Origin of the sequence: Gordonibacter massiliensis (ex Traore et al. 2017), assembly GCF_019731765.1 — a bacterium.
Classification (GTDB): Bacteria; Actinomycetota; Coriobacteriia; order Coriobacteriales; family Eggerthellaceae; genus Gordonibacter; species Gordonibacter massiliensis.
Map to the genome: position 1 here is coordinate 1 of NZ_JAASIO010000003.1, position 20,912 is coordinate 20,912.

Sequence of the window (20,912 nt, forward strand, 5' to 3'; positions counted from 1 at the left end):
AAGTCAGCGAGGCCCGCCCTCGTGCCCGAGATCGTGGGGATCGCGCGGGCGACGCGTACTTCGGTACGCGAGTCCGCAGGATCGCCGCGAGGTCGGGTGCGAGGGCGGGCCGCAGCGTCGGCAGGTTCCGCGGGCCGTAGGCCCGCGGAACCCCTAGTGCCCCCCGCCGGCCATCATCTTGGCGGCGTGGGGCAGCGCGGCTACGATGCCGTCCCAGTTCTCGCGGGCGGCTTTCTCGCTGCCGGGCAGGTTGATGACGATGTGGCGGCCGCGCTGCATGCACAGGGCGCGCGACAGCATGGCGAAGGGCGTGATGGCCAGCGAGTGGGCGCGCATGGCCTCGGCTATGCCGGGCACGTTGCGCTCGCACACGTCCTGCGTGGCCTCGGGCGTCACGTCGCGCAGCGACAGGCCGCTGCCGCCGCAGGTGAGCACGATGTCGGCTTCCAGCGTGTCGCAAGCATGCACGATCGCCGCCGCGATGTCGGCGCGCTCGTCCTTCACCACCACGTGGCTCGCGCACGTCCATCCGTTCTCGGCGATGAGCGCCTCGAGCGCCGCGCCCGCCGTGTCCTCCTTCATGCTGCGCGTGTCAGAGCACGTGATGATGGCGAAGGTCAAAGCTTGTTCGGACATGATCGTTCCTTTCTCGCAGGTTGGCGTTAGTGAGTCAGCGAGAAGGGCTGTGGTGCGTCGAATTCGCGGGATCACGGAGGTGGCGAACAAGCCCTCTGGCTTGTTCGCTCCCTGTCTATGCGCCCGAGCGGGCGCGTTCTGCACGGCAGAGCCGGGCAGAACGAACGCGAGCTTCCGGGATCGCGCGAAGGCGGCGTGCCACAGCCCTTCGCAGCGTCGAGCCGTTCCGCCGTTCGGCAGAACGGCGGAACCTACAGGCTCACTTCCTCGGAAACATCCAGCAGCACGCACTCGATGAGCGAGCCGGCCGTGCGGGACTCCAGCCCTTCGGGCATGATGGCCATGCAGTTGCTGCGCTGGATGACGCCGAACAGCCCCGAGCTCTGGTTCTTAGCCGGCGCCACCACGTACTCGCCCGCATCGTCCTTGTACAGCGTGGAGCGCAGGAAGATGCGGCGCGGGTCGTTCTTCTTCACGTCGCGCGACAGCTTCGCCGTGACGCGGGGACGCTCGAAGTGACGGTAACCCTGCATCTTGCGCAGCGCAGGCCGGATGATCATCTCGAAGCCCACGTAGGCCGCAGCGGGATTGCCGGGCAGGCCGAACACGGGCTTGCCGCGCACGACGCCGAACGTCTGGGCCTTGCCGGGACGCATGTTCACCGTGGTCATGAGCAGCTCGCCCAGCTCGTTCACCACCGGCTTGATAAAGTCGAAGTCGCCGTTGGAGGCGCCGCCGCTCGTCACCACGAAGTCGTACTCGTCCACGGCGGCGGACACGGCGGCCGCCAGGGCCTCCTGCGTATCCTCCACGATGGGCAGGATGATAGGCGCGGCGCCGGCGGCCTGCGCGCACGCGGCCAGCGCGTAGCTGTTCGAGTTGCGGATCTTGCCGGGCATGGGAACCTCGGTGGGATCCACCAGCTCGCTGCCGATGGAGATTACGGCCACGCGGGGACGGCGATGCGTGGGCACCTCCACCACGCCGCAGCCCGCCAGGAACCCGACGCCGGCCGAGCCGATGACCTCGCCGGCCTCCACCACGACCTCGCCGGCCTTGGCCTCTTCGCCCGCTTCGCGCACGTTGTTGCGCTCCTTCACGGGAGCGGTGAACGCCACGCGGCTGCCGGGCTTGCCGTCGCCCGTTACCACGTCCACGATCTCGTACTTCACCACGGCATCGGCGTCGTCGGGCAGCGGTGCGCCGGTCATGATGCGCACGCACTGGCCGGCTTCGATGGAACCCTCGTACACGTCGCCTGCCGCCACCTCGGCGATAACGTCCATCTCAACCGGCGCTTCGGAGCTCGCGCCGGCCAGTTCGGCAGCGCGCACCGCGAACCCGTCCATAGCCGAGTGCGCGAACGGCGCTATGTCGATGTCGCTTTTCAGCGGGCACGCCGCCACGCGGCCCACGGCCTCCAGCACCGGCACCGTCTCCACGGGCAGCGGCTCCACGTTCGCGAGCACGAGCTCGCGCGCCTCTTCGAGCGAGATCATTTCCTTCATCGATTCCCCTTCCGTGAAAGGCGCGCCGCGCATCCTGCTTGCCGTTTTCGGCAACGAAAGCGCGCGACGCGCCTGATATACCCATGTCGTTCATTATAGCGCTGAAAGTATAGAGAGGGTGCCTGAGTTGGGTAGAACCGAAAGCGAGCCGCATGCGAACGGACGCTTCCCCGCAAAAGCGGCCGACGTTGCCCCGTGCCCTATAATGTGAAGGCGAAACGCACGCTCGGCCGAAAGGAACGCGCATGACCGCAGAACCCTCTCTCTATCGCAACGTGAAGGCCCATCCCACCGCGCGCCTGTCCCCTGCCGCCGGCATCGTGGGCGACGTGACCATCGGTCGCGACTCCTGCGTGCTGGCCGGTGCCCAAATTCGCGCCGACGACGCGCCCGTGGTCATCGGAAACGAGGTGAACGTCCAGGAGAACGCGGTGGTGCACGTGGACATCGACCACCCCGCCGTCATCCACGACCGCTGCACCGTGGGCCACGGCGCCATCGTGCACGGCTGCGAGATCGGGCCGAACACGCTCGTAGGCATGGGCGCCATCGTCATGAACGGGGCGAAGGTGGGTGCCAACTGCGTGATCGCGGCCGGAGCGCTCGTGTCGGAGGGCAAGGAGTTCCCCGATGGAAGCCTTATCATGGGCATGCCGGCACGCGTGAAACGCGCGCTGTCCGACGAGGAGATAGCACGCCTGTGCGGGCACGCCGCCGACGAGTACGTGCGCGTGAGCGCCGACATGCTGCGCGAGGGTCTGCTGGCGCATCCTGAAAAGGACGAAAGGGAAGCCTAGACGCGACGCGGCCCCACCGAAGCGGGGCCGCGCGTGTCAACTGGCAAGCGTGCGCTTAACGGTTGATATTGTAAAAGGCGTTCATGCCGGCGTACTGGGCGGCGGTGTCCAACTCCTCCTCGATACGCAGCAGCTGGTTGTACTTCGCCACGCGGTCGGAGCGGCAGGGCGCGCCCGTCTTGATCTGGCCCGTGTTCACGGCCACGGAAAGGTCGGCGATCGTGGTGTCCTCGGTCTCGCCGGAACGGTGGCTCATGACACAGGCGTAGCCGGCCTGCTTCGCCATCTCGATGGCCTCGAGCGTCTCGGTGAGGCTGCCGATCTGGTTCACCTTGATGAGGATGGCGTTCGCGCAACCCATCTCGATACCCTTGGCCAGGCGCTTGGAGTTGGTGACGAACAGGTCGTCGCCCACCAGCTGCACGCGGTCGCCGATGCGGTCGGTCAGCTCTTTCCAACCGTCCCAATCCTCCTCGGCCATGCCGTCCTCAAGGGAGATGATGGGGTACTTGTTCACGAGCGCTTCCCAGTAGTCCACCATCTCGGCGCTGGTCAGCTCGCGGCCCTCGCCCGCCAGCACGTACTTCTGCTTGTCGGCATCGTAGAACTCGGTGGAAGCCGGGTCCATGGCGAACATGATGTCCGTGCCGGGCTTGTAACCGGCGGCCTCGCACGCCTTCGTCACGTACTCGAGCGGCTCCTCGTTCGTCTTGAAGTTGGGGGCGAAGCCGCCCTCGTCGCCCACGCCGCCGCCGAGGCCCGCGTCATGCAGCACCTTCTTCAGCGTGTGGTAGATCTCGGCGCACCAGCGCAGCGCCTCGGCGAACGAGTCGGCGCCCACCGGCATGATCATGAACTCCTGGAAGTCCACGTTGTTGTCGGCATGCACGCCGCCGTTCAGGATGTTCATCATGGGCGTGGGCAGCAGGTGCGCGTTCGTGCCGCCCACGTACTTGTAGAGCGGCAGCTCGGCGGATTCGGCCGCGGCCTTCGCGCAGGCCAGCGACGCACCCAAGATGGCGTTCGCGCCCAAGGCACCCTTGTTGTCGGTGCCGTCCAGCTCGAGCATGATGTCGTCGATGGTGCGCTGATCGTCGGCCTCCATGCCCACGAGCGCGTCGGCGATCTCCTCGTTCACGTGAGCCACCGCGTCGAGCGTGCCCTTGCCAAGGTAGCGGCCCTTGTCGCAATCGCGCAGCTCCACGGCCTCGAACGCGCCCGTCGACGCCCCCGACGGCACGGCAGCGCGGCCGAACGCCCCGTCCTCGAGCACGACCTCCACTTCCACGGTCGGGTTGCCGCGCGAATCGAGAATCTCGCGACCGAACACATCGATGATGACGCTCATGAATGCCTCCTCGTGATTTCATTCCGCTCCGCCGGACCGTTCCGCCGAAGTCGCACATCACTGGCAATCATAGCACGTCGGAAGCGCGCTCCCGCATTCTGCGAGCGTTTCCCACAACCCCGGCGACGAACGGTAACGAGCGAGGACGCGAACCGCCGGGGTTGTCGAAGGCGTGCGGCGGGACTAGAACCTGAACTCCCCGGCCCAGTCGAAGTCGCCGGAGGTTTTATGCTTTCGGACCAGCGGGCGCACCAGACGGGAAACCGCGGGCGCTCGACATGGTCGACGCTGGGGTGTGGGGCTTGAGATCGAGGAGCGACGTGCCTTCCTGGGCGTCGAGGCAGGACATCTCCCTCTTCCCCTCCCCCGCTCACGACGCCGACGGGATGCGCGAAAAAACGTTTCCCGTGGATGGTGTTCCTTTCGAGGTACGGCAGCCGCTCCTGCAACAGCGCTTGACGGGAGCATACAGGCCGACACCGTGAGAGGGTCAAGGACGCGGAGCGATCTCGCACTCGTCTATTCTGCACGGAAGTTGTCGGAATGTTGCATTTTTCCCTCGACTCGGGCCTTCATGCGCCGCACTATCTGCGAAAGGCATTCGTTTGCGCAGATCACGTTTTCACAATTGCCTTTGTCGGTTTTTCAGATGCAACATTGCGGCGATTTCCGTGCAGAATGGACGCGACTTGCCACCGCATCTGGACAGGCTTGATGCACTCGCCGCAGGTTTTACTTCTATCGGACGGATTGTGCGCTGGATGCTCGAGGGATCGCCCCGCAGAGTTTTCGACACGATGGACGCGATGATCGCGACGATGCGTTTCGCCGAGCTGCCAGTACAGCGGAGCGCGGACGCGAAGCGACGACAGGCCGCCCTCACGCTTCCAACGGTTGCTCGGAGCCGTCGGCGGCCAGGTCTTCGCGCTCGCGGGCCAGGCAGTCTATAAGCTCTTGCTGCGAGTGCACGGCGAGCTTGCGGTAGATGCTGCGCACGTGCGTCTTCACCGTGTCGGGCGACACGGACAGCGCCTCGCATACGGCGCGGCGCGACTTGCCCTGCGCCAGCAGCAGCATGACCTCGCTCTCGCGCTGCGTGACCTCGCGCTCCGTGGCCACGAACTTCACCACGCCCGCCAAATCGCCCGCGGCCAGGCTGCTCTCGCCGGGGCGCACGGTGCCCCAACCGTACTTGAGGTTGCTGCCGCTCGACAGGAACAGAGCGGCCGCCAGTGCGAAGCACGCCACGCAGCTGGCGAGCAGCGGGGCATCGGGCGAAGGCTCGCCGTTCAAAAAGGCCAAGGCGACGCCGCCTCCCGCCACTACCCCGAAGAACAGCGCGGCGCCTGGGCAGCTGGCGATCCAGGTGGCCGGCAGCCCCATGTTCTTCATCAGGCAGGCTCCCAAACTCCACAGCACCAAATCGAGGTAGCAGAATCCGGCCGCCAGCACCACATCGCCCACCACGGTCGCATCGGGCAGCAGCGCGAGCAGCACGAAGCCGACGGCCACGAACGGGAACGCCACCTTGTACACCAGCCGGTTGAAGTCGAGCCGCAGGAACACCAGCGTGCCGAACAGCAGCCCCACGGCCGCAAGCTGCGCCACGGAACGCAGCACGGTGCCTCCAAGCGAAGCCGGCCACGCGGCAACTTCGGCGCCAGCCGCCCCCATGGCCCCAGCCACGTCGCCCGCGCCTGCGCCACCGAGCGCGAACACCCCCGCGAACAGCACGCCAGCCGCCACGCCCTGCACGCACGACGTGGCCACGAACTTCGCAGGAAACGGCAGCGGCACGTCGCGCCCGTGACCGAAGTAGCGCGCCTTTGGAAAATCGCCCACCACCGCGCGCAACAGCGCGGCAGAGGCGAACGGCAGCACGAGCGATATCGTGAGCAGGGGGGCGTCGCCCGCACCGGTCGCCTGGCCCGCCAGCGCCAGCGCAACGAGCGCAACGGCGGCGGCCACCGTGGCCATCATGCCCTGGTACAGCGTCTGCTGCGTGCCGATCCAGCCGAACACGCGATCGACCTCCACGCGAAACAGCGCGCAGCCAACGCCCATGACCAAGCTCGACAACGCATAGAGCGCGCCTCGTGCCGCCGGGGGCAGCCCGGTGTCGAGCGCCCATACCAGATGCAGGGCGGAGGCCAGCGTCATGAGCGAGGCCAACGCCACGGTCCACGAGGGCGCGCTGGGCACCTTCCGCGTTTTCTTGAACCACACGGCTATGACCGTGCTCGCCAGCGCCATGCAAACGAGCGGCCCCATCCACGCCGGCACGAGCACCGCCGAGCCGCCTGGGCCCGACGCCACCGCTCCTAGCTCGACAGCCGGCCCCGTGCAACAGGCGATCAGCCAAACCATATAACATGCCATGGCCAGCGCGATGCGCGCGTGCCCGGCCGCGGCATGGCCGAGCCCCGCGCGCACGCGCTGGCGGTCACCCGGCTCGTTGAACAGATGACGAACGTGGCTTTCCTTCATGGGCCCTCCCCTTCCCGCGCATAAGCATACCGCGTCGCGCCTCACCCCGCAGGGTGAAAACGCGCGATTCGGCTTTTTCCCTGCGATGGGCGAAGAGGAACGCCGGCCGCGCATGCTAGAGTGCGGGCAACGCCACGGTGCGGAGGGCACCGGGCACCAGGAGGAACCGAAGGGCTCCTCGCAGGAGGGAAGGGGTATCCCATGGAGAACGAGAAACGACTGAGCATGGATCGACGCAGCTTCCTCAAGGGGGCGCTCGCCACGGGCGCCGTGAGCGCGGCCGCCGTCACGGGCGTGGGCGCGCTCGCCGGCTGCGCGGCGCAACCGAAGGAGGGCAAGGCGGGCACGTCGGCCTCCAGCAGCAAAGGCGCCGGCGCCTACGACTTCGAGACCGCGCCCGACCCCATCGCCGAGAGCGACATCAAGGAAACGGTGGACGCCGACGTGGTCGTCATCGGCGCGGGCTTCTCGGGCCTGTGCTGCGCGCTCGCAGCGGCGGAGGAAGGCGCGAACGTGGTCGTGCTGGAGCGCATGGACCACGTCATCGGCCGCGGCGGGTCCATCTACGCCATGAACTCGAAGCTCACGAAGGAGAAGGGCTACGAGTGCTCCGTGGAGGAGGTGGCGCAGCGCTACAAGCGCATGATGGGCTACCACTCCTACCGCGTGGACGGCCGCAAGTGGATGCTGCACTTCAACCGCTCCGGAGAGGCCATGGACTGGCTCATCGACCGCATGACCACGGCCAGCTCCGTGGGCGGCGACGACCTCACGCCCGTCATGGAGCACTGGTACGAGGACCCCGAGAACATCAACGGCGAGTTCCCCGGCACGCACGAGTTCCTCGACGGCCCGAACGGCAAGGGCCCCGACGACAACCCGCAGCAGGACGTGTGCGCGAACATGGCGCTGTACTGCGAGAAGGCCGGCGTGGACCTGCGCTACGAGACCGAGGCGCAGCAGCTCGTGAAAGACGGCGACAAAGTGGTGGGCGTCGTGGCGAAGGGCAAGGACGGCTACGTGCGCTTCAACGGCAAGAACGGCGTGGTCATCGCCACGGGCGACTTCGGCCAAGACAAGGACATGCTGGAGAAGTTCATCCCCTGGGCGGCCCATCAGACCGAGTTCGGCGGCATCTGGAACGGCTCGGGCCACAAGATGGCGTACTGGGCCGGCGCCGCGGTGGACAAGAGCGAGACGCCCGCGCCCATGATCTTCTGCTTCCAGTGGCGCTCCATCACGCGCCAGGTGCGCGCGTTCCAGGGCCTCATGGTGAACGAGGACGGCCGCCGTTACGACAACGAGGACAACGTCATCTCGCACGGCGGGCTGGCGCTCATGCACCAGAAGGGCAACCACGCGTTCGCCATCTGGGACGACGACTACGCCAACGAGCCTCAGTGGCAGAACCACCGCTACGTGGACGGCCCGAAGGTGTTCGACACGCCCGACGACGTGCGCGCCTACTGGCAGACGGTCGTCGACGGCCCCGGCACCATCAACATGAACGGCTCGGGCGACATCCCGGTGAAGATGATCAAGGCCGACACCGTGGAAGAGCTGGTCGAGAAGCTGGGCCTGCCGAAGGACGAGGCGCTCAAGACCATCGCCGCCTACAACGGCTACTGCGAGACGGGCGTGGACGAGGAGTTCGGCAAGCGGAAGGAGCTGCTGCTGCCCATCAAGAAGGGACCGTTCTACGGCATCGAGTGCACTCCCTGGTTCCTCTCCACCACCGGCGGCATCCGCTGCAACGAGCACCTGCAGGTCATGAACGCCGACGACGAGGTCATCGAGGGCCTGTACTGCCTGGGCTCCACGGTGGGCGACATGTACAACAACTGCTACTCCACGCACTTCCCCGGCCACAACCTGGGCGGCACGTGCCTCACGTTCGGCTATGTGACCGGCCGCTACCTGGCCGGCGCCGAGAAGTAGCGCATCGATCCACGGCCGCCCGCCCGGGCGGCCGCCTCACGGCGCCTATCCCGCGGCGCCCTTCGGCCCGGACGCTCACTCCCTCCCTGCGTCCGGGCCTTTCGCGCACAGGTGTGCCGGCTTAGGCTGCGGCTCCCTCTTGCGTGGAGAAATGCCCCTACGGAGCAACCGCGAGCAGCGAGATTCCTCTTGCTGCTACAGAAACCAGACGATCGCAACGCACGCCGCAAGTCCCACCACCAGCACGGCGACGCTGCCGCCGGTGAGTCGGCGGTCGCGCAAAGAAGTGCGGCCCGCCTCGGCGCCGTAGCAGCGGGCGTCCATGGCGGCGGCCAGCGCGTCGGCGCGACGGAACAGCCCTACGAATAGCGGGATGAGCACGGTCTGCCACGCGCGCAGGCGCTGCCACAGGCTGCCCTCGGCGAACGCCGCGCCGCGCGCCTGCTGAGCGTCGTGCACGCGCCCGAATTCCTCGGCCGTCACGGGAATGAAGCGCAGCGCCAGCGAAAACACCATAGCAATATCGTCCACCGGCACGCGCAGGCGGCGCAGCGGGCGCAGAAAGTCGGCGAGCGCGTCGGTGAGCGCCGTGGACGTGGTGGTGTACGTGACCACGAGGCTGGCCACCACCAACAACACGATGCGCGCGGCGAAGAAGCACCCGCGCGCGAAGCCGGCGGGAACGAAACCGAACGACCCGGCAAGGGCGACGGGCGGCAGCGAGGCGAACGCACCCGGAAACGAGTCGCCCAGAACGGTGGGCACCGCGCCCGGAGCGGCCTGCGACACATCAAGCGCGAAGCCGTTGAACAGCACCGCGAACCCCGCGATAACGTACACGGGAACGAGAAGCGCGAAGAACCGGCGGACGGGAACTCCCGACAATGCCGCCACTGCGACGAATACGAGGGCGCACAGCGCGAGCCCCGTCCAGGTGCCCACGAGGAACAGCGTGACCGAGTACGCGGCGAGCAGCACGATCTTCACGCGCGCGTCGCATGCGTGAACGGGCGATGATCCGGGGATATAGGAACTGACGTCGATTCGCATGCTGGCAGTATAACGGAAAAGCCCGCAGCGCGATGCTGCGGGCTTTCGAACAGGGTGACAAGGCGAGCAGCCGGAAACTCAGCTCCGACCGCCGGGGACTACCTGCCTTCCCTGATGTTCTCGGCACCTTGCTTGATGTTGTCCTTCGCGTCCACCGCCGCTTCCTTGATGGCCTCGCCGGCTTTCCCGAGCGACTCCTTCACGGAATCCATGAAGCCCTCGGACTTCTGGTCCTTGCGATCCTCGTGCTGCTGGGCGCGCATGGCGGCATCGGTGCTGCCCGTCTGCTGGGCCACCTGGTGCTCGCGGTCGGCGGCGGCATCCTCGGCGCGGCGCTCGTTCACGCCGGCCTTCGCCTCGTGGAACGCGTCCTTCACGTTGTTCTTCACGTCGTGAGCCATGTCCTTGGCGCCGTTCTTCATATCGACGGAGGCGTCGCCCGTCTTGTAAGCCTGATCGACCATGCCTGCTCCTTTCAAAGGGGGTTTGCGGATTCGCTCTCATTCTAGAGGCGCGGCTCAGCCTGCCGGCTTCCGCGCGAAAACAGGGCCTCAACGGTTCGGCCACGAGAACCGATGCGCCGTCTGATGTGGCCAAACGGTCCTTGCAGCTCGACAGGGCCCCTTAAAGGCGCTCTGACGATTCGGTGGCTATCCGCTCCGTGTCGCCTTCCGCCTTCTCGAAGTCGAACGCGGTGGCGGCGGCCTCCACGGACTCTTTTTCGCAACCGTCTCCGTCGACGGCTTCGACGTACTCCTCGGCCTCGCGCTTCACGTCGCGCTCGATGCGCTCGAGGTCGTCCGCCGCCTCGCGGTTCAGCTCGGCCGCCTCGTCCGCGTCGATGCGGACGTCTTCCTTCGTCGTGGTTTCAGCCATAGTCCGGCTCCTTTCGTTTGTACTTCCACCTGCTGGGAAGGGCTTGCTATCGAATCTATTGTAGCCGCCGGCTCTCCCCAGGCCGGTTTCCGCACGCTGACGGTCGCGCAACAGTTGGCTCGGGCCTATCTCACCCTTTGTTGTCGCGCGCGTCGCCGAACAGGTTGACCATCGTCTCGCGCACGTGCTCGATGAGCACGGGCACCTCGCGGTACACTTCTCCGGCCGCCTCCTGGGAATGGCGCGCCACCTCGCCGGCCATCCCCTGCACGTGGTCGCCCACGTCGCCGAACGCGTCCTGCGCGTGGCGCTGCAGCTCGCCAGTCATATCCTTGGCATGGCCTCCCATCTCACCGAACGCCTCCATCGAATGTTGCCGCACGTCGCCGGCCATGTCCTTCATGTGCCATGCCACGTTCATCTTGTCGTCAGACGCGGGCTTCCCGTCTGCGGGTTCACGATCTTCCATACGAGCCTCTTTCCTTGCTGCGGATTGCGGTGAGCGGGCAGAGAGCGCCCTGTTTCACCCTATGGTAGACCAGCATGCGAAGGGGATGTGCAACTGGGAGAAAACGCATTCTTGACGCGTTGATGGCAGGTCGAGCAACCGAGGGGGAACGCAAAACGGGGACCCGAAGGTCCCCGCTCGATGCAGTGCGTTTATGCGGTCCAGAGAAGGGCTATTCGGCCTTCTCCTTCTCCGCAGCCTCGGCCTCGGCAGCTTCCGCGTTCTCGGCGGCGGCTTCCTCGGCCTTGTCGGCGGCCTCGACGGCAGCCTCCTCGGCTTTGGCCTCGACGGCTTCGGCCTTGGCTTCCTCGGCGGGAGCATCAACGGCCTCGGGAGCCTTCTCCTCGGCCTGAGCCTCGGGCTCCTCGGTCTTCTCGACCTTCTTCGGAGCGGCCTTCTTCGCAGCCTTCTTGGCCGCGGGCTTGGCCTCTTCCTTCTTCGCCTTCACGGGCTCGGTCACCATCTCCATGATAACCATGGGGGCGTCGTCGCCCTTGCGGGGACCCAGCTTCATGATGCGGGTGTAGCCGCCCTGGCGATCCTGGAACATGCCCTGCGCGACCTTCTCGAACACCTCGCGCACGAGCTCCTTGTCGCCCAGCGCCGCGATGGCGAGACGACGGGAATGCAGGTCGCCGCGCTTCGCCCACGTGATGATCTTGTCAACGTCGGGACGGATCTCCTTGGCGCGCGACTCGACGGTCTTGATGCGGTCGTTCGCCAGCAGCGCGCACACCAGGCTCTTCTTCATGGCCTTGGTGTGGCTGGTGTCGGTGCCCAGCTTGCGCCCCTTCTTGTAGTGTCTCATGATCTCGTATCTCCTAAAGCTTCAAATTGAGGTCCATGGAAATGAGCTTGTCCTTCACTTCCTCGATGGACTTCGCACCAAAGTTCCTAATGTTCAGCAAGTCGTTTTCGGAGAACTCGACGAGCTGGCGGACGGAATGGATGCCGGCGCGCTTCAGGCAGTTGTAGGAACGGACGGAAAGGTCCAGGTCCTCGATCTGCTTGTCCAGCTCGGCATTGGACTCCTGCCCCTCGGGAGCGAAGATGGAAGGAACCTCGCCTTCCTCCTCGTCCACGATGTCGGACAGGCCCAAAAACGCCCCCATGTACTGGTTGATGATGTTGGCGGCTCGGCACACGGCCTCGGAAGGCGCGATGGAACCGTCGGTCTCAACCTCCAGCACGAGCTTGTCGTAGTCGGTGCGCTGACCCACACGGGTGTCGGTGACGTTGAGCGTGCACCGGCGGACCGGCGAGAACAACGAGTCAACGTGGATGACGCCGATGGGATCCTCGGTGCGCTTGTTGCGCTCCGCGGACACGTAGCCGCGGCCCACCCCGATACGGATCGTCATGTCCAGCTGGCCGCCGTCGGCGACCGTGGCGATGACGTGCTCCGGGTTCACCAGCGTGAACTCGGTTGGGATGTCCAGGTCGGCGCCCGTCACCGTGCAGGGGCCCTCGGCGGACACGTGGGCCGTGGCCTCTTCGATATCCTCGTTGAGCGCGGAGAACACGAGGCCCTTCACGTTCAGCACGATATCGGTGATGTCCTCGATGACGCCCTCGGCCGTGGTGAACTCATGTTGCACGCCCTCGATCTGGATGGCGGTTGCTTTCGCACCGTCAAGCGACGAGAGCAGCACGCGGCGCATGCAGTTGCCCAGCGTGTAGCCGTAGCCACGCTCGAGCGGTTCCACGACGAAACGCGCGACAGTGTCGTTGACTTCTTCCGTTGTTACCGTAGGCCTCATGAACTCTGTCATGTTGTGTAAGCCTCCTTACTATGCCGCGATTATTTCGAGTAAAGTTCGACGATGAGCTGTTCGCGAATGTCCAAATCGATTTGATCGCGTTGCGGAAGAGCAAGCACGCTGCCCTGCAGTTTCTCGATATCGACCTCGAGCCACGCCGGCACCTGCACGCGCTCGTTGGAGATGAGCGCGCTCTTGATGACCAGCAGGTCCTTGGCCTTGGGGGCCACGGCAACCAGGTCGCCCGCCTTCACGCGGAACGACGGGATGTCCACGCGGCGGCCGTTCACGGTGATGTGACCGTGACGCACCTGCTGACGAGCCTCGGCGCGAGACTTCGCGAAACCGAGACGGTACACGACGTTGTCCAGACGGCTCTCGAGGATGCGCAGCAGGTTCTCGCCCGTGACGCCCTGCTGGCGGCCGGCGATCTCATAGTAGTGATGGAACTGCTTCTCGAGGATGCCGTAGATGCGCTTGGTCTTCTGCTTCTCGCGCAGCTGCAGACGGTATTCGCTTTCTTTCACGCGCTTCTTGCCGGCTTCGCCCGGCGCGTAGTTGCGGCGCTCGATTGCGCACTTGTCCGTGTAGCAGCGGTCGCCCTTCAGGAAGAGCTTCGCACCTTCACGACGGCACAAACGGCAGTCCGCTCCAGTATAACGAGCCATAATACTTCGATCCTTTCAGTTACACGCGACGACGCTTGCGCGGACGGCAACCGTTGTGCGGAATGGGTGTGCAATCCTGAATGCTGGAAACTTCCAGACCGGCGGCCTGCAGCGAGCGGATAGCCGTCTCGCGACCCGAACCCGGGCCCTTGACGAACACCGCCACCTTGCGGAGGCCATGCTCCATAGCCGTTTTCGCGGCGGCCTCGGCGGCCATCTGCGCGGCGAACGGCGTGGACTTGCGGGAGCCCTTGAAGCCAACCGTGCCGGCGGACTGCCAGGAGATCACATTGCCCTGGGGATCGGTGATGCTCACAATGGTGTTGTTGAACGTAGACTTGATGTGCGCGGCGCCCACGGCGATGTTCTTACGCTCGGAACGCTTGATGCGCGTGCGCACGTTTTTCTTTGCTGCCACTTAAGCTACCTCACTTCTTCTTTCCGCCGATTTGCTTACGAGGACCCTTGCGGGTACGCGCGTTCGTGTGCGTGCGCTGTCCGCGAACGGGCAGGCCGCGACGATGGCGCAGGCCACGATAGCAACCGATCTCCATGAGGCGCTTCACGTTCTGGGAAACCTCGCGGTGCAGGTCGCCCTCCACCTTGATGTTCTCCTGGATGTAATCGCGCAGCTTCGTCAGATCGTCCTCCGTGAGGTCCTTGACGCGGACGTCGGGATCGACGCCGGTGTCGGCGAGGATCTTTTTGGAGGTGGTCAGACCGATGCCGTAGATGTAGGTCAAGCCGATTTCAACGCGCTTGTCGCGAGGAAGGTCGACACCAACAAGACGAGCCATAGATGATTCTCCTCTTTCCTAGCCCTGACGCTGCTTGTGGCGCGGGTTCTCGCAGATGACGAGCACCTTGCCGTGGCGTCGGATGATCTTGCATTTGTCGCACATTTTCTTGACCGAAGGACGTACCTTCATAATCATTTCCTTTCGGTTTATGTGTTGCTCAGGTCTATACATACGCCCAGCCGCAGGCGGTTGTTTTCTTGCTTGTCGTTCGTGCTTGATCGTGCTTGTGCGGAGCCGTTCGCGCAACGCGTTTCGCGCTGCTGACACACAAAATGCGCACACCTGGTTCACAGGTTGCGCAAAATCGCATGCTTACTTGAAGCGGTAGGTGATGCGCCCGCGGTTCAGGTCGTAAACGGACAGCTCCACCGTCACCTTGTCCCCCGGGAGGATCTTGATATAGTGCATACGCATCTTGCCGGAAATATGGGCCAATATCTTGTGGCCGTTTTCGAGCTCCACCCTAAACATAGCGTTCGGCAACGCTTCGAGGACGGTCCCCTCGAGCTCGATAACATCTTCTTTGGTCAAAAGTGCTCCTTCAAGCAAATCGTCACTAAACAGCAACCATAGATGATACCAAAAGATGGGAGCAGAGGGCAAGAAAAATAAACGGGCGCACAACACCAACAAACCCGCTGGTTCGAAGTCACCTGCTTGCCAGGCGTGCGGTTCGATGCCGCGCGGTCCTCGCCGAAGAAACGGGACCGCCAGGTATTCGCGCGAAGCGCAGCCGCCTTGTCGGCTTAGGTCGTGCAGCGTCCGAAACTGGCTGGGCCACCAGGATTCGAACCTGGATAGCTGGTACCAAAAACCAGAGTCCTGCCGTTGGACGATGGCCCAGTTTCAAACGGAGGCGCTTGCAGCGCGGCGCGCCCGGATGGGCGCCGTGCGCACGGACATTGAAATGGTGGGCCGTGAGGGAGTCGAACCCGCGACCTTGGGATTAAAAGTCCCCTGCTCTACCAGCTGAGCTAACGGCCCACGTCCGCAATGCGCAAGTACTCATTTTAGCCGGGGCGGCAAGGGCGGTCAATGAAAATGTTGGCAACATGCGCGGCAACGTGCACGCTCCTTGGAATGCCGCGGTCGAGCCGCGCGGGCATGAGGCAGTATAAGGGTCGTCGAGCGCGCCTCTTCGCGGCCGCCTTGTAGGGCAAGGGCTCTGCCCTTGCCGTCAACCTGCGAAAACAATTCCTGTCGGGCGGCAAGGGCAGAGCCCTTGCCCTACAAGACAAGCGAAAGCGGCGCTTTTGACGCAGTTCCTTTTCGGTTGATATGGAGCCGTAACGCCCCTGTCACGCAGGTCGTACTACAATCGTAGAGTATGCGTAAGTTCCCCGCCGGCTCCTCCGAACGGCCCAGCGCAGCCGCTCGCAAGCCGCCTTCCCGAAAGGCCGTGATAGCCATGTGGTGCTCGAAAGTGCTCGTCGCCTACGACGGATCCGCCCCCTCTGCGAAAGCCCTCGACCTCGCGCAGTCCATCGGCGCCCAAGATGAGCGTATCGAGCTCGTGTTCGCCCACGTCATGAAGCTGTTCGCCCTAGGAACGGGAGCCGAGGGCCCGCTCATCGAAGAGGCGAACCGCGTGCACGCCGGCCTGCAGCAGCTGGCCGAGCGCGTGCCGAACAAGGCGCATGCGCACCTGCTGAAAGGCACCTCCCCTGCCGACCTGCTGCTGAAGTGCGCCGAAGACGAAGGCTGCGACCTCATCGTCATGGGCAGCCGCGGCAATGGCGGCGTGAAGGGGTATCTGGGCAGCGTGAGCTACGCCGTGGTGCAAGGCTCGCCGGTGGCCGTGCTCATCGCCAAGGACGCGCCTGAAGCGGGAAGCGCGGACGCGACGACCGAGCGGGAGGCCCGCTAGCATGTCCGCCGCAGCGCAACGGGCGAAGCTCTGGACGAAGGACTTCACGCTCGGCACGGCCGTGAACTTCCTGCTCATGGTGAACTACTACGGCCTCATGGTCGTGGTGGCCGACTACGCCATGAAAACCTACGACGCCCCCGCCGCCACGGCCGGGTTGGCCGCGAGCATCTTCATCATCGGCGCGCTCGCGGCACGCCTCGTGAGCGGGCGCATCATGGACAAGGTGGGGCGCAAGCGGTTGCTCGTGATCGGCGCGATCGGCGAGGTGGTGTTCTCGGCGCTCTACCTGGCTGGGCTGGGCTTCGCCCCGCTGTTCCTCATCCGCCTGCTGCACGGCTTCGCCTACGGCATGTGCTCCACCACCATCGGCACCATCGTAACGGCGCTCGTGCCCGACAGCCGCAAGGGCGAGGGCGTGGGCTATTACATGCTCTCTGTCACGCTGGGCGCCGCCATCGGGCCTTTTCTGGGCATGTTTCTCACGCAGACCACCGGTTTCTTCGTGCTGTTCGTCACCACGGCGGCCGTTGCGGCTCTGTCCCTGCTGGCCGCTGCCCAGCTGAAAGTCCCCGAAGCCGCCCAGGAAAGCGACGCCCAGATCAACGAAGCAGCCGACGAGATCGCACGCGAAGAGCGCGACGAACGCGCAGGCGGCTTCCGCGTGCCGCGCTTCAACATGGCGAACTACCTCGAATCCAGCGTGCTGCCCATCAGCGGCGTGTGCGCGCTTCTGTTCTTCTGTTATTCCAGCCTGCTCGCATTCCTCACTCCGTTCGCTGCGGAAAGCGGGCTTGAGGCGCCGGCCAGCTTCTTCTTCGTGGTGTACGCCGTGGCCACGTTCGTCACGCGGCCCTTCACGGGCAAGCTGTTCGATCGCAAGGGCGACCGCGTGGTCATGGTGCCGGCCTTCATCGCGTTCATCGTGGGGATGGGGCTTCTGGCCACCGTCCATCGACCTGCGGCCATGCTCGTGGCCGCGGCGCTTTTGGGCTTCGGCGTGGGCACGGTGCAGGCGAGCGGACTGGCGCTGGCCGTGCGCATCGCCCCCGACGACCGGCTGAGCCTGGCGAACTCCACGTTCTACATCCTGCTGGACGTGGGCGTGGGCGTGGGACCGCTCCTTCTGGGGCTGGTGCAGCCCCTGTTCGGATACCGCGGGCTGTTCGAGGCCATGTCCACCGTGGCTATTGCGGCACTGGCAATCTACCTGGTAGTTAGCCGCCGTAAGGGTCGCATGCGGCAAACGCTGCGCGCCCAGGACGAATCGTAGACGGCTGTACCAAAAGCCGTCAAACGCGCGCCCTCCGCTGCCGCCCCGTAGGGCAAGGGCTCTGCCCTTGCTTTACGGGACAAGCAAAGCGGCACGTTTGATGCAGCCCCACCGCGCGAACCCCCTGCAAAACGGGCATGCGACGAGCGCAGCGGGGAGTTTTGGAATCCTCGGTGCGCTCGCCGCATGGTTTCGATCGTGGCGAACCTCCGCGTCGGGCGGGGCAAGCCCCGCCCCTACGAGTCGGCGGAAAACCCTGTTGCCAACCCAGCGCGGGCTATTCGGCGGGAACGAACGTGTCTTTGTCCGGAGCGAAGGACTGCATGGCCTCGATGGTGCGGGCGAACAGCTCGTCCAGTTCCCAGCCCAGCATCTCGGCGCCGGAGCGGATGACGTCGCGGCTGACGCCGGCGGCGAAGCGCTTGTCCTTGAACTTCTTCTTGAGCGACTTCACCTCGAAGTCCATGACGCTCTTGCTGGGGCGCATGACGATGGCGGCGCCGATGAGGCCCGTGAGCTCTTCGGTGGCGAACAGGATCTTCTCCATCTGCAGCTCGGGCTTGGGCAACTCGGGGTTGAAGTCCGACGTGTGGCTCTGGATGGCGCGGATGAGCTCGGGCGAGCCGCCGGCGGCCTCGATGTCCTTGGCCGCGTAGATGGTGTGCAGCTCGGGCTCGTCATCGTGCTCTTCCCAGTCCAGGTCGTGCAGCAGGCCCACGATGCCCCAGAACTCCTCGTTCTCGGGGTCGTACTCGCGCGCGAAGTAGCGCATGGTCTGCTCCACCGTCTCGGCGTGCTCGATGTGGAACGGGTCCTTGTTGTGCTCCTGCAGCAGCGCAAACGCGTCCTCGCGCGCGATGCCGGCTTCCAGTTTCGCCATAGAATCTCCTATCCTCGACGGTCTTTCCCTATGCTATCGCAAAACCACGGGACAAGCGAGGAGCCTGGCCCAGCAACACAGCGGCCACCTTCGGGGCTGCCCACCTCCTGCGACGGTTCCCGTTGGCGCCATGCGGACCCTTCGGCTCCGACGGCTTCGCCGCCTCCGCTCAGGATGGCAATCGGAACCGGTTCTGGCCCGAGAACGCAGCATAGCGGTCATTTTCGTGCGTTTCACTTTTCACATTATGATCTGGTGTTATGTTCGATAACACCAGATCATAAGCTTGCACAAAAAAGCGCGTCGTCCCCCTCGCACTCCCATTCTGCTGCTTTTGACCAGCTTTGGCCCGACTCCATCCGCCTAGAACACTATCCCGAGCGCATTCACGATGAAGCCCCACGTCACGCCGGTCGCGTACAGCAGTACCACCACCAGCACGTTCTGACCTGGATGGCGGTTCGCGCGGAAGAGCACGAGCAGGCCCACGCCGGCCGACACGAGCAAGCCGGCGAGCATGGCACCCGATCCTAGGATGCCGTCCACGTACAGCTGGGCGATGACGACGCTGGCCGCGCAGTTCGGCACGAGTCCGACCAGCGCCGAGCCCAACACCGAAAGCGCGGGGTTTGCGGTGAGGAACTCGCCGAGCGCCTCCTCGCCCACCACGGCCAGCACGGCGTTCAGCACGAGCGTGATGGCGAACACGAACACCGTGACCTGCAACGTGTGCTTGACGGCGCTCTTCAGGATGCCGCCCTCGCCGTCGTGGCAGTGGCAGTGGTCGTGCTCGCACAGGTCGTGGATGTGCAGCGGCGAGTCGATGCGCCGCGCGACGCGCAAGGCGGCATCCACGACGAAGCCCATGACCATGCCGATGATGATCTTGGCCCCGAGGATCTTCAGGATGACGTCGAGCGGCACCTGCTCGGCGATGAAGATGGGCAGCATCTCGTCCGACGTGGACAGGAACACCGCGAACAGCGTGCCCAGCGTGATGACGCGCCCGGCCCAGAGCGTCGCCGCGGCAGCCGAGAACCCGCACTGCGGCACCACGCCCACGAGGGCGCCGATGAACGGCCCGGCCGCGCCCGCGCGCTGGATGGCCGCCTCGGCCTTGTCACCCGTCTTGTGCTCAAGCCACTCCATAACCAGATACGTGACGAACAGAAACGGGATAAGGTAGAGCGTGTCTTTGGTGGCGTCCACCAGAACGTCCACCGCTATGTCGAAGAATGCTTCCATGGGTTGGTATTGTAGTCCAACGCAACGCCCGTAGTCACCGCGTCGTTAAACGGTCACCTTTTCCCAACGTCTGCCCTGCGGCCGGCCCACCGCTCTACCGTTTTCTACCTACGGTAGGTGGAAGTTCCTTGCCCGATTACGTATGATCGTTCCGAACGAAAGGAGCACGTGCATGGACGCACGAACGACAGGCCGGTTCATCGCAGCCAAACGCAAAGAACGCGGCGTAACGCAGGAGCAGCTGGCCGCCGAGCTGGGCGTGTCGGGCAAGGCGGTGTCGAAGTGGGAGACGGGCCGCTGCCTTCCCGATTGCTCGCTCATGGAGCCTTTGTGCGAAGCCCTGGACGTCACGTTCAACGAGCTGCTGAGCGGAAGGCCCATCGAGCAGGAGCAAGAACGGCGCGCCTCCGACGACGCCCTGCGCCGCGCCCTGGCGACCGTGGAGCAAGTGCAGCACGAGAAACGGCTGCTCATAGGCATACTCGTTATCGTGCTGGGCATCGCGCTCATCTCCATCGGCAGGACCCTCGTCGAGCCCACCATCAGCGACGTCATGGACTTCTTCGGCGGCTTCATGGAGGGGATCTCCATCGTCATGGTGCTGGTGGGCGTGTTCGTGACGATACGGGAGCTGACCCATCCGCCAACCCTCTAGCGCGCAAGGAGTCCATTCGACAGAGACGCTCAGATCGAGCAATCAAGCTGAAACGTGCCGTTCCGGGTTTTCGGTTATACTGGCCGAGTATCAATATCCTCAATCGCATACGGAGGCGGCATGACGAATCAGCAAGCCGGATGGTATCCGGATCCGGCGGGAAACCCCACGAAGCTTCGGTACTGGAACGGCTTGCAGTGGACCGACGATTTCACCGACGTGCCACAGCAAGCCAACCAGGGAGCCGGATACGGCAATCCGGGCTATGCGCAACCTGCGGGCGGCCAGGCCTACTATCCCCCGGCGCAGGTCGTGGACAACGGAAACGACGCCACCTTGAGGCTGATCGCGTTCATCTTCTGCATCGTGTCCACCGTGACGACGTGCTGGCTGATCATCCCGCTCGCATGGATGATCCCCATGACGGTTCACTGCTGGGGCATCTACAAGGGCACCAAGCCCAACACCACGGCGTTCGGCGTGTGCACGCTCCTGTTCGTGACCATCGTGGGCGGCATCCTGCTGCTCATCTCGAAGAAAGACGCATAGAACGCAAGGCTTGCGCCAGCTCGCGCGCCCGTGCCTTCGTGATCGCGCTGGCACGTATAGCAAGCGG

23 protein-coding genes and 2 tRNA genes are annotated in these 20,912 nt (G+C 64.9%); 6 read left to right on the forward strand and 19 right to left on the reverse strand.

Annotation, left to right across the window (positions count from 1 at the left end; translation table 11 throughout):
* Nucleotides 1-153 precede the first annotated feature (153 nt).
* Both HCH03_RS05170 and HCH03_RS05175 read right to left on the reverse strand, forming a co-directional pair.
* Entirely contained in the window at nt 154-636 is a 483-nt protein-coding gene (locus HCH03_RS05170) for a MogA/MoaB family molybdenum cofactor biosynthesis protein (RefSeq protein ID WP_221688640.1), read from the reverse strand.
* 251 nt (nt 637-887) lie between these two features.
* On the reverse strand, nt 888-2,144 hold the full coding sequence (locus HCH03_RS05175) for a molybdopterin molybdotransferase MoeA (RefSeq protein ID WP_221688641.1): 1,257 nt from the start codon (nt 2,142-2,144) through the stop codon (nt 888-890).
* 245 nt (nt 2,145-2,389) lie between these two features.
* Between HCH03_RS05175 and HCH03_RS05180 the strand changes: the two genes are divergently transcribed.
* Nucleotides 2,390-2,941, forward strand: a complete 552-nt coding sequence (locus HCH03_RS05180) for a gamma carbonic anhydrase family protein (protein WP_221688642.1) — start codon at nt 2,390-2,392, stop codon at nt 2,939-2,941.
* Between the two features lie 55 nt (nt 2,942-2,996).
* Here HCH03_RS05180 and eno read toward each other — a convergent pair whose 3' ends face one another.
* Nucleotides 2,997-4,289 carry a phosphopyruvate hydratase gene (gene eno, locus HCH03_RS05185; protein ID WP_080143782.1) on the reverse strand — a complete coding sequence of 431 codons (1,293 nt, stop codon included), beginning with the start codon at nt 4,287-4,289 and terminating at the stop codon, nt 2,997-2,999.
* 879 nt (nt 4,290-5,168) lie between these two features.
* A complete protein-coding gene (locus HCH03_RS05190; RefSeq protein WP_221688643.1) occupies nt 5,169-6,776 on the reverse strand; it encodes a response regulator transcription factor in 1,608 nt (535 codons plus the stop codon).
* A 201-nt stretch (nt 6,777-6,977) separates the two neighbouring features.
* Between HCH03_RS05190 and HCH03_RS05195 the strand changes: the two genes are divergently transcribed.
* Nucleotides 6,978-8,714, forward strand: coding sequence for an FAD-dependent oxidoreductase (locus tag HCH03_RS05195; RefSeq protein ID WP_221688644.1), 1,737 nt, complete (start codon nt 6,978-6,980; stop codon nt 8,712-8,714).
* Nucleotides 8,715-8,909: 195 nt separating this feature from the next.
* On the opposite strand, the gene HCH03_RS05200 is transcribed toward HCH03_RS05195, so the two are convergent.
* The 13 genes from HCH03_RS05200 to HCH03_RS05260 form a co-directional block, all read right to left on the reverse strand.
* Entirely contained in the window at nt 8,910-9,701 is a 792-nt protein-coding gene (locus HCH03_RS05200) for an energy-coupling factor transporter transmembrane component T family protein (RefSeq protein ID WP_438821622.1), read from the reverse strand.
* A 161-nt stretch (nt 9,702-9,862) separates the two neighbouring features.
* A complete protein-coding gene (locus HCH03_RS05205) occupies nt 9,863-10,228 on the reverse strand; it encodes a hypothetical protein (RefSeq protein ID WP_080143790.1) in 366 nt (121 codons plus the stop codon).
* Nucleotides 10,229-10,388: 160 nt separating this feature from the next.
* Nucleotides 10,389-10,640 (reverse strand): BAG1 BAG family molecular chaperone regulator 1, encoded by a 252-nt coding sequence (locus HCH03_RS05210; protein WP_080143791.1) that lies wholly within the window; start codon nt 10,638-10,640, stop codon nt 10,389-10,391.
* Nucleotides 10,641-10,770: 130 nt separating this feature from the next.
* On the reverse strand, nt 10,771-11,109 hold the full coding sequence (locus HCH03_RS05215) for a hypothetical protein (RefSeq protein ID WP_221688646.1): 339 nt from the start codon (nt 11,107-11,109) through the stop codon (nt 10,771-10,773).
* A gap of 211 nt (nt 11,110-11,320) precedes the next feature.
* Nucleotides 11,321-11,956 carry a 50S ribosomal protein L17 gene (rplQ, locus tag HCH03_RS16715; RefSeq protein WP_221688647.1) on the reverse strand — a complete coding sequence of 212 codons (636 nt, stop codon included), beginning with the start codon at nt 11,954-11,956 and terminating at the stop codon, nt 11,321-11,323.
* A gap of 13 nt (nt 11,957-11,969) precedes the next feature.
* Nucleotides 11,970-12,920 carry a DNA-directed RNA polymerase subunit alpha gene (locus HCH03_RS05225; protein WP_114600062.1) on the reverse strand — a complete coding sequence of 317 codons (951 nt, stop codon included), beginning with the start codon at nt 12,918-12,920 and terminating at the stop codon, nt 11,970-11,972.
* Nucleotides 12,921-12,949: 29 nt separating this feature from the next.
* Complete coding sequence (gene rpsD, locus HCH03_RS05230; RefSeq protein WP_080143795.1) at nt 12,950-13,576, reverse strand: 30S ribosomal protein S4; 627 nt, start codon at nt 13,574-13,576, stop codon at nt 12,950-12,952.
* Between the two features lie 19 nt (nt 13,577-13,595).
* A complete protein-coding gene (gene rpsK, locus HCH03_RS05235; protein ID WP_041239256.1) occupies nt 13,596-13,994 on the reverse strand; it encodes a 30S ribosomal protein S11 in 399 nt (132 codons plus the stop codon).
* A gap of 10 nt (nt 13,995-14,004) precedes the next feature.
* Entirely contained in the window at nt 14,005-14,373 is a 369-nt protein-coding gene (rpsM, locus tag HCH03_RS05240) for a 30S ribosomal protein S13 (protein ID WP_080143796.1), read from the reverse strand.
* Nucleotides 14,374-14,391: 18 nt separating this feature from the next.
* Nucleotides 14,392-14,505, reverse strand: coding sequence for a 50S ribosomal protein L36 (gene rpmJ, locus HCH03_RS05245; RefSeq protein ID WP_006363204.1), 114 nt, complete (start codon nt 14,503-14,505; stop codon nt 14,392-14,394).
* A 183-nt stretch (nt 14,506-14,688) separates the two neighbouring features.
* Entirely contained in the window at nt 14,689-14,907 is a 219-nt protein-coding gene (gene infA, locus HCH03_RS05250; protein ID WP_009306918.1) for a translation initiation factor IF-1, read from the reverse strand.
* A gap of 238 nt (nt 14,908-15,145) precedes the next feature.
* Nucleotides 15,146-15,219 (reverse strand) — tRNA-Gln (locus tag HCH03_RS05255).
* A gap of 65 nt (nt 15,220-15,284) precedes the next feature.
* A tRNA-Lys gene (locus tag HCH03_RS05260) sits at nt 15,285-15,360 on the reverse strand.
* Nucleotides 15,361-15,784: 424 nt separating this feature from the next.
* Here HCH03_RS05260 and HCH03_RS05265 point away from each other — a divergent pair.
* On the forward strand, nt 15,785-16,243 hold the full coding sequence (locus tag HCH03_RS05265; protein WP_221688648.1) for a universal stress protein: 459 nt from the start codon (nt 15,785-15,787) through the stop codon (nt 16,241-16,243).
* A 1-nt stretch (nt 16,244) separates the two neighbouring features.
* Nucleotides 16,245-17,516 carry an MFS transporter gene (locus HCH03_RS05270; protein WP_221688649.1) on the forward strand — a complete coding sequence of 424 codons (1,272 nt, stop codon included), beginning with the start codon at nt 16,245-16,247 and terminating at the stop codon, nt 17,514-17,516.
* A 277-nt stretch (nt 17,517-17,793) separates the two neighbouring features.
* Here HCH03_RS05270 and HCH03_RS05275 read toward each other — a convergent pair whose 3' ends face one another.
* Nucleotides 17,794-18,396 (reverse strand): HD domain-containing protein, encoded by a 603-nt coding sequence (locus tag HCH03_RS05275; RefSeq protein ID WP_221688650.1) that lies wholly within the window; start codon nt 18,394-18,396, stop codon nt 17,794-17,796.
* A gap of 363 nt (nt 18,397-18,759) precedes the next feature.
* The gene (locus HCH03_RS05280; RefSeq protein ID WP_221688651.1) at nt 18,760-19,641 is read right to left on the reverse strand and encodes a putative manganese transporter; all 882 of its coding nucleotides are present in this window, start codon (nt 19,639-19,641) and stop codon (nt 18,760-18,762) included.
* 172 nt (nt 19,642-19,813) lie between these two features.
* Here HCH03_RS05280 and HCH03_RS05285 point away from each other — a divergent pair, with 172 nt between their 5' ends.
* Together HCH03_RS05285 and HCH03_RS05290 are read left to right on the forward strand one after the other, a co-directional pair.
* Nucleotides 19,814-20,296, forward strand: a complete 483-nt coding sequence (locus tag HCH03_RS05285) for a helix-turn-helix domain-containing protein (protein WP_221688652.1) — start codon at nt 19,814-19,816, stop codon at nt 20,294-20,296.
* A 120-nt stretch (nt 20,297-20,416) separates the two neighbouring features.
* Entirely contained in the window at nt 20,417-20,845 is a 429-nt protein-coding gene (locus tag HCH03_RS05290) for a DUF2510 domain-containing protein (protein ID WP_221688653.1), read from the forward strand.
* The last annotated feature ends 67 nt before the right edge of the window (nt 20,846-20,912 follow it).

What these genes read in the sequence shown, in the direction of transcription:
- HCH03_RS05265 (WP_221688648.1), top strand. Translation starts at nt 15,785, where the DNA reads ATGTGGTGCTCGAAAGTGCTCGTCGCCTACGACGGATCCGCCCCCTCT.
- HCH03_RS05275 (WP_221688650.1), bottom strand. Translation starts at nt 18,396, where the DNA reads ATGGCGAAACTGGAAGCCGGCATCGCGCGCGAGGACGCGTTTGCGCTG.
- HCH03_RS05270 (WP_221688649.1), top strand. Translation starts at nt 16,245, where the DNA reads ATGTCCGCCGCAGCGCAACGGGCGAAGCTCTGGACGAAGGACTTCACG.
- HCH03_RS05170 (WP_221688640.1), bottom strand. Translation starts at nt 636, where the DNA reads ATGTCCGAACAAGCTTTGACCTTCGCCATCATCACGTGCTCTGACACG.
- HCH03_RS05285 (WP_221688652.1), top strand. Translation starts at nt 19,814, where the DNA reads ATGGACGCACGAACGACAGGCCGGTTCATCGCAGCCAAACGCAAAGAA.
- HCH03_RS05205 (WP_080143790.1), bottom strand. Translation starts at nt 10,228, where the DNA reads ATGGTCGATCAGGCTTACAAGACGGGCGACGCCTCCGTCGATATGAAG.
- HCH03_RS05280 (WP_221688651.1), bottom strand. Translation starts at nt 19,641, where the DNA reads ATGGAAGCATTCTTCGACATAGCGGTGGACGTTCTGGTGGACGCCACC.
- eno (WP_080143782.1), bottom strand. Translation starts at nt 4,289, where the DNA reads ATGAGCGTCATCATCGATGTGTTCGGTCGCGAGATTCTCGATTCGCGC.
- rpsD (WP_080143795.1), bottom strand. Translation starts at nt 13,576, where the DNA reads ATGGCTCGTTATACTGGAGCGGACTGCCGTTTGTGCCGTCGTGAAGGT.
- HCH03_RS05210 (WP_080143791.1), bottom strand. Translation starts at nt 10,640, where the DNA reads ATGGCTGAAACCACGACGAAGGAAGACGTCCGCATCGACGCGGACGAG.
- HCH03_RS05190 (WP_221688643.1), bottom strand. Translation starts at nt 6,776, where the DNA reads ATGAAGGAAAGCCACGTTCGTCATCTGTTCAACGAGCCGGGTGACCGC.
- rpsM (WP_080143796.1), bottom strand. Translation starts at nt 14,373, where the DNA reads ATGGCTCGTCTTGTTGGTGTCGACCTTCCTCGCGACAAGCGCGTTGAA.
- rpmJ (WP_006363204.1), bottom strand. Translation starts at nt 14,505, where the DNA reads ATGAAGGTACGTCCTTCGGTCAAGAAAATGTGCGACAAATGCAAGATC.
- HCH03_RS05215 (WP_221688646.1), bottom strand. Translation starts at nt 11,109, where the DNA reads ATGGAAGATCGTGAACCCGCAGACGGGAAGCCCGCGTCTGACGACAAG.
- HCH03_RS05180 (WP_221688642.1), top strand. Translation starts at nt 2,390, where the DNA reads ATGACCGCAGAACCCTCTCTCTATCGCAACGTGAAGGCCCATCCCACC.
- HCH03_RS05195 (WP_221688644.1), top strand. Translation starts at nt 6,978, where the DNA reads ATGGAGAACGAGAAACGACTGAGCATGGATCGACGCAGCTTCCTCAAG.
- rplQ (WP_221688647.1), bottom strand. Translation starts at nt 11,956, where the DNA reads ATGAGACACTACAAGAAGGGGCGCAAGCTGGGCACCGACACCAGCCAC.
- HCH03_RS05290 (WP_221688653.1), top strand. Translation starts at nt 20,417, where the DNA reads ATGACGAATCAGCAAGCCGGATGGTATCCGGATCCGGCGGGAAACCCC.
- HCH03_RS05225 (WP_114600062.1), bottom strand. Translation starts at nt 12,920, where the DNA reads ATGACAGAGTTCATGAGGCCTACGGTAACAACGGAAGAAGTCAACGAC.
- HCH03_RS05175 (WP_221688641.1), bottom strand. Translation starts at nt 2,144, where the DNA reads ATGAAGGAAATGATCTCGCTCGAAGAGGCGCGCGAGCTCGTGCTCGCG.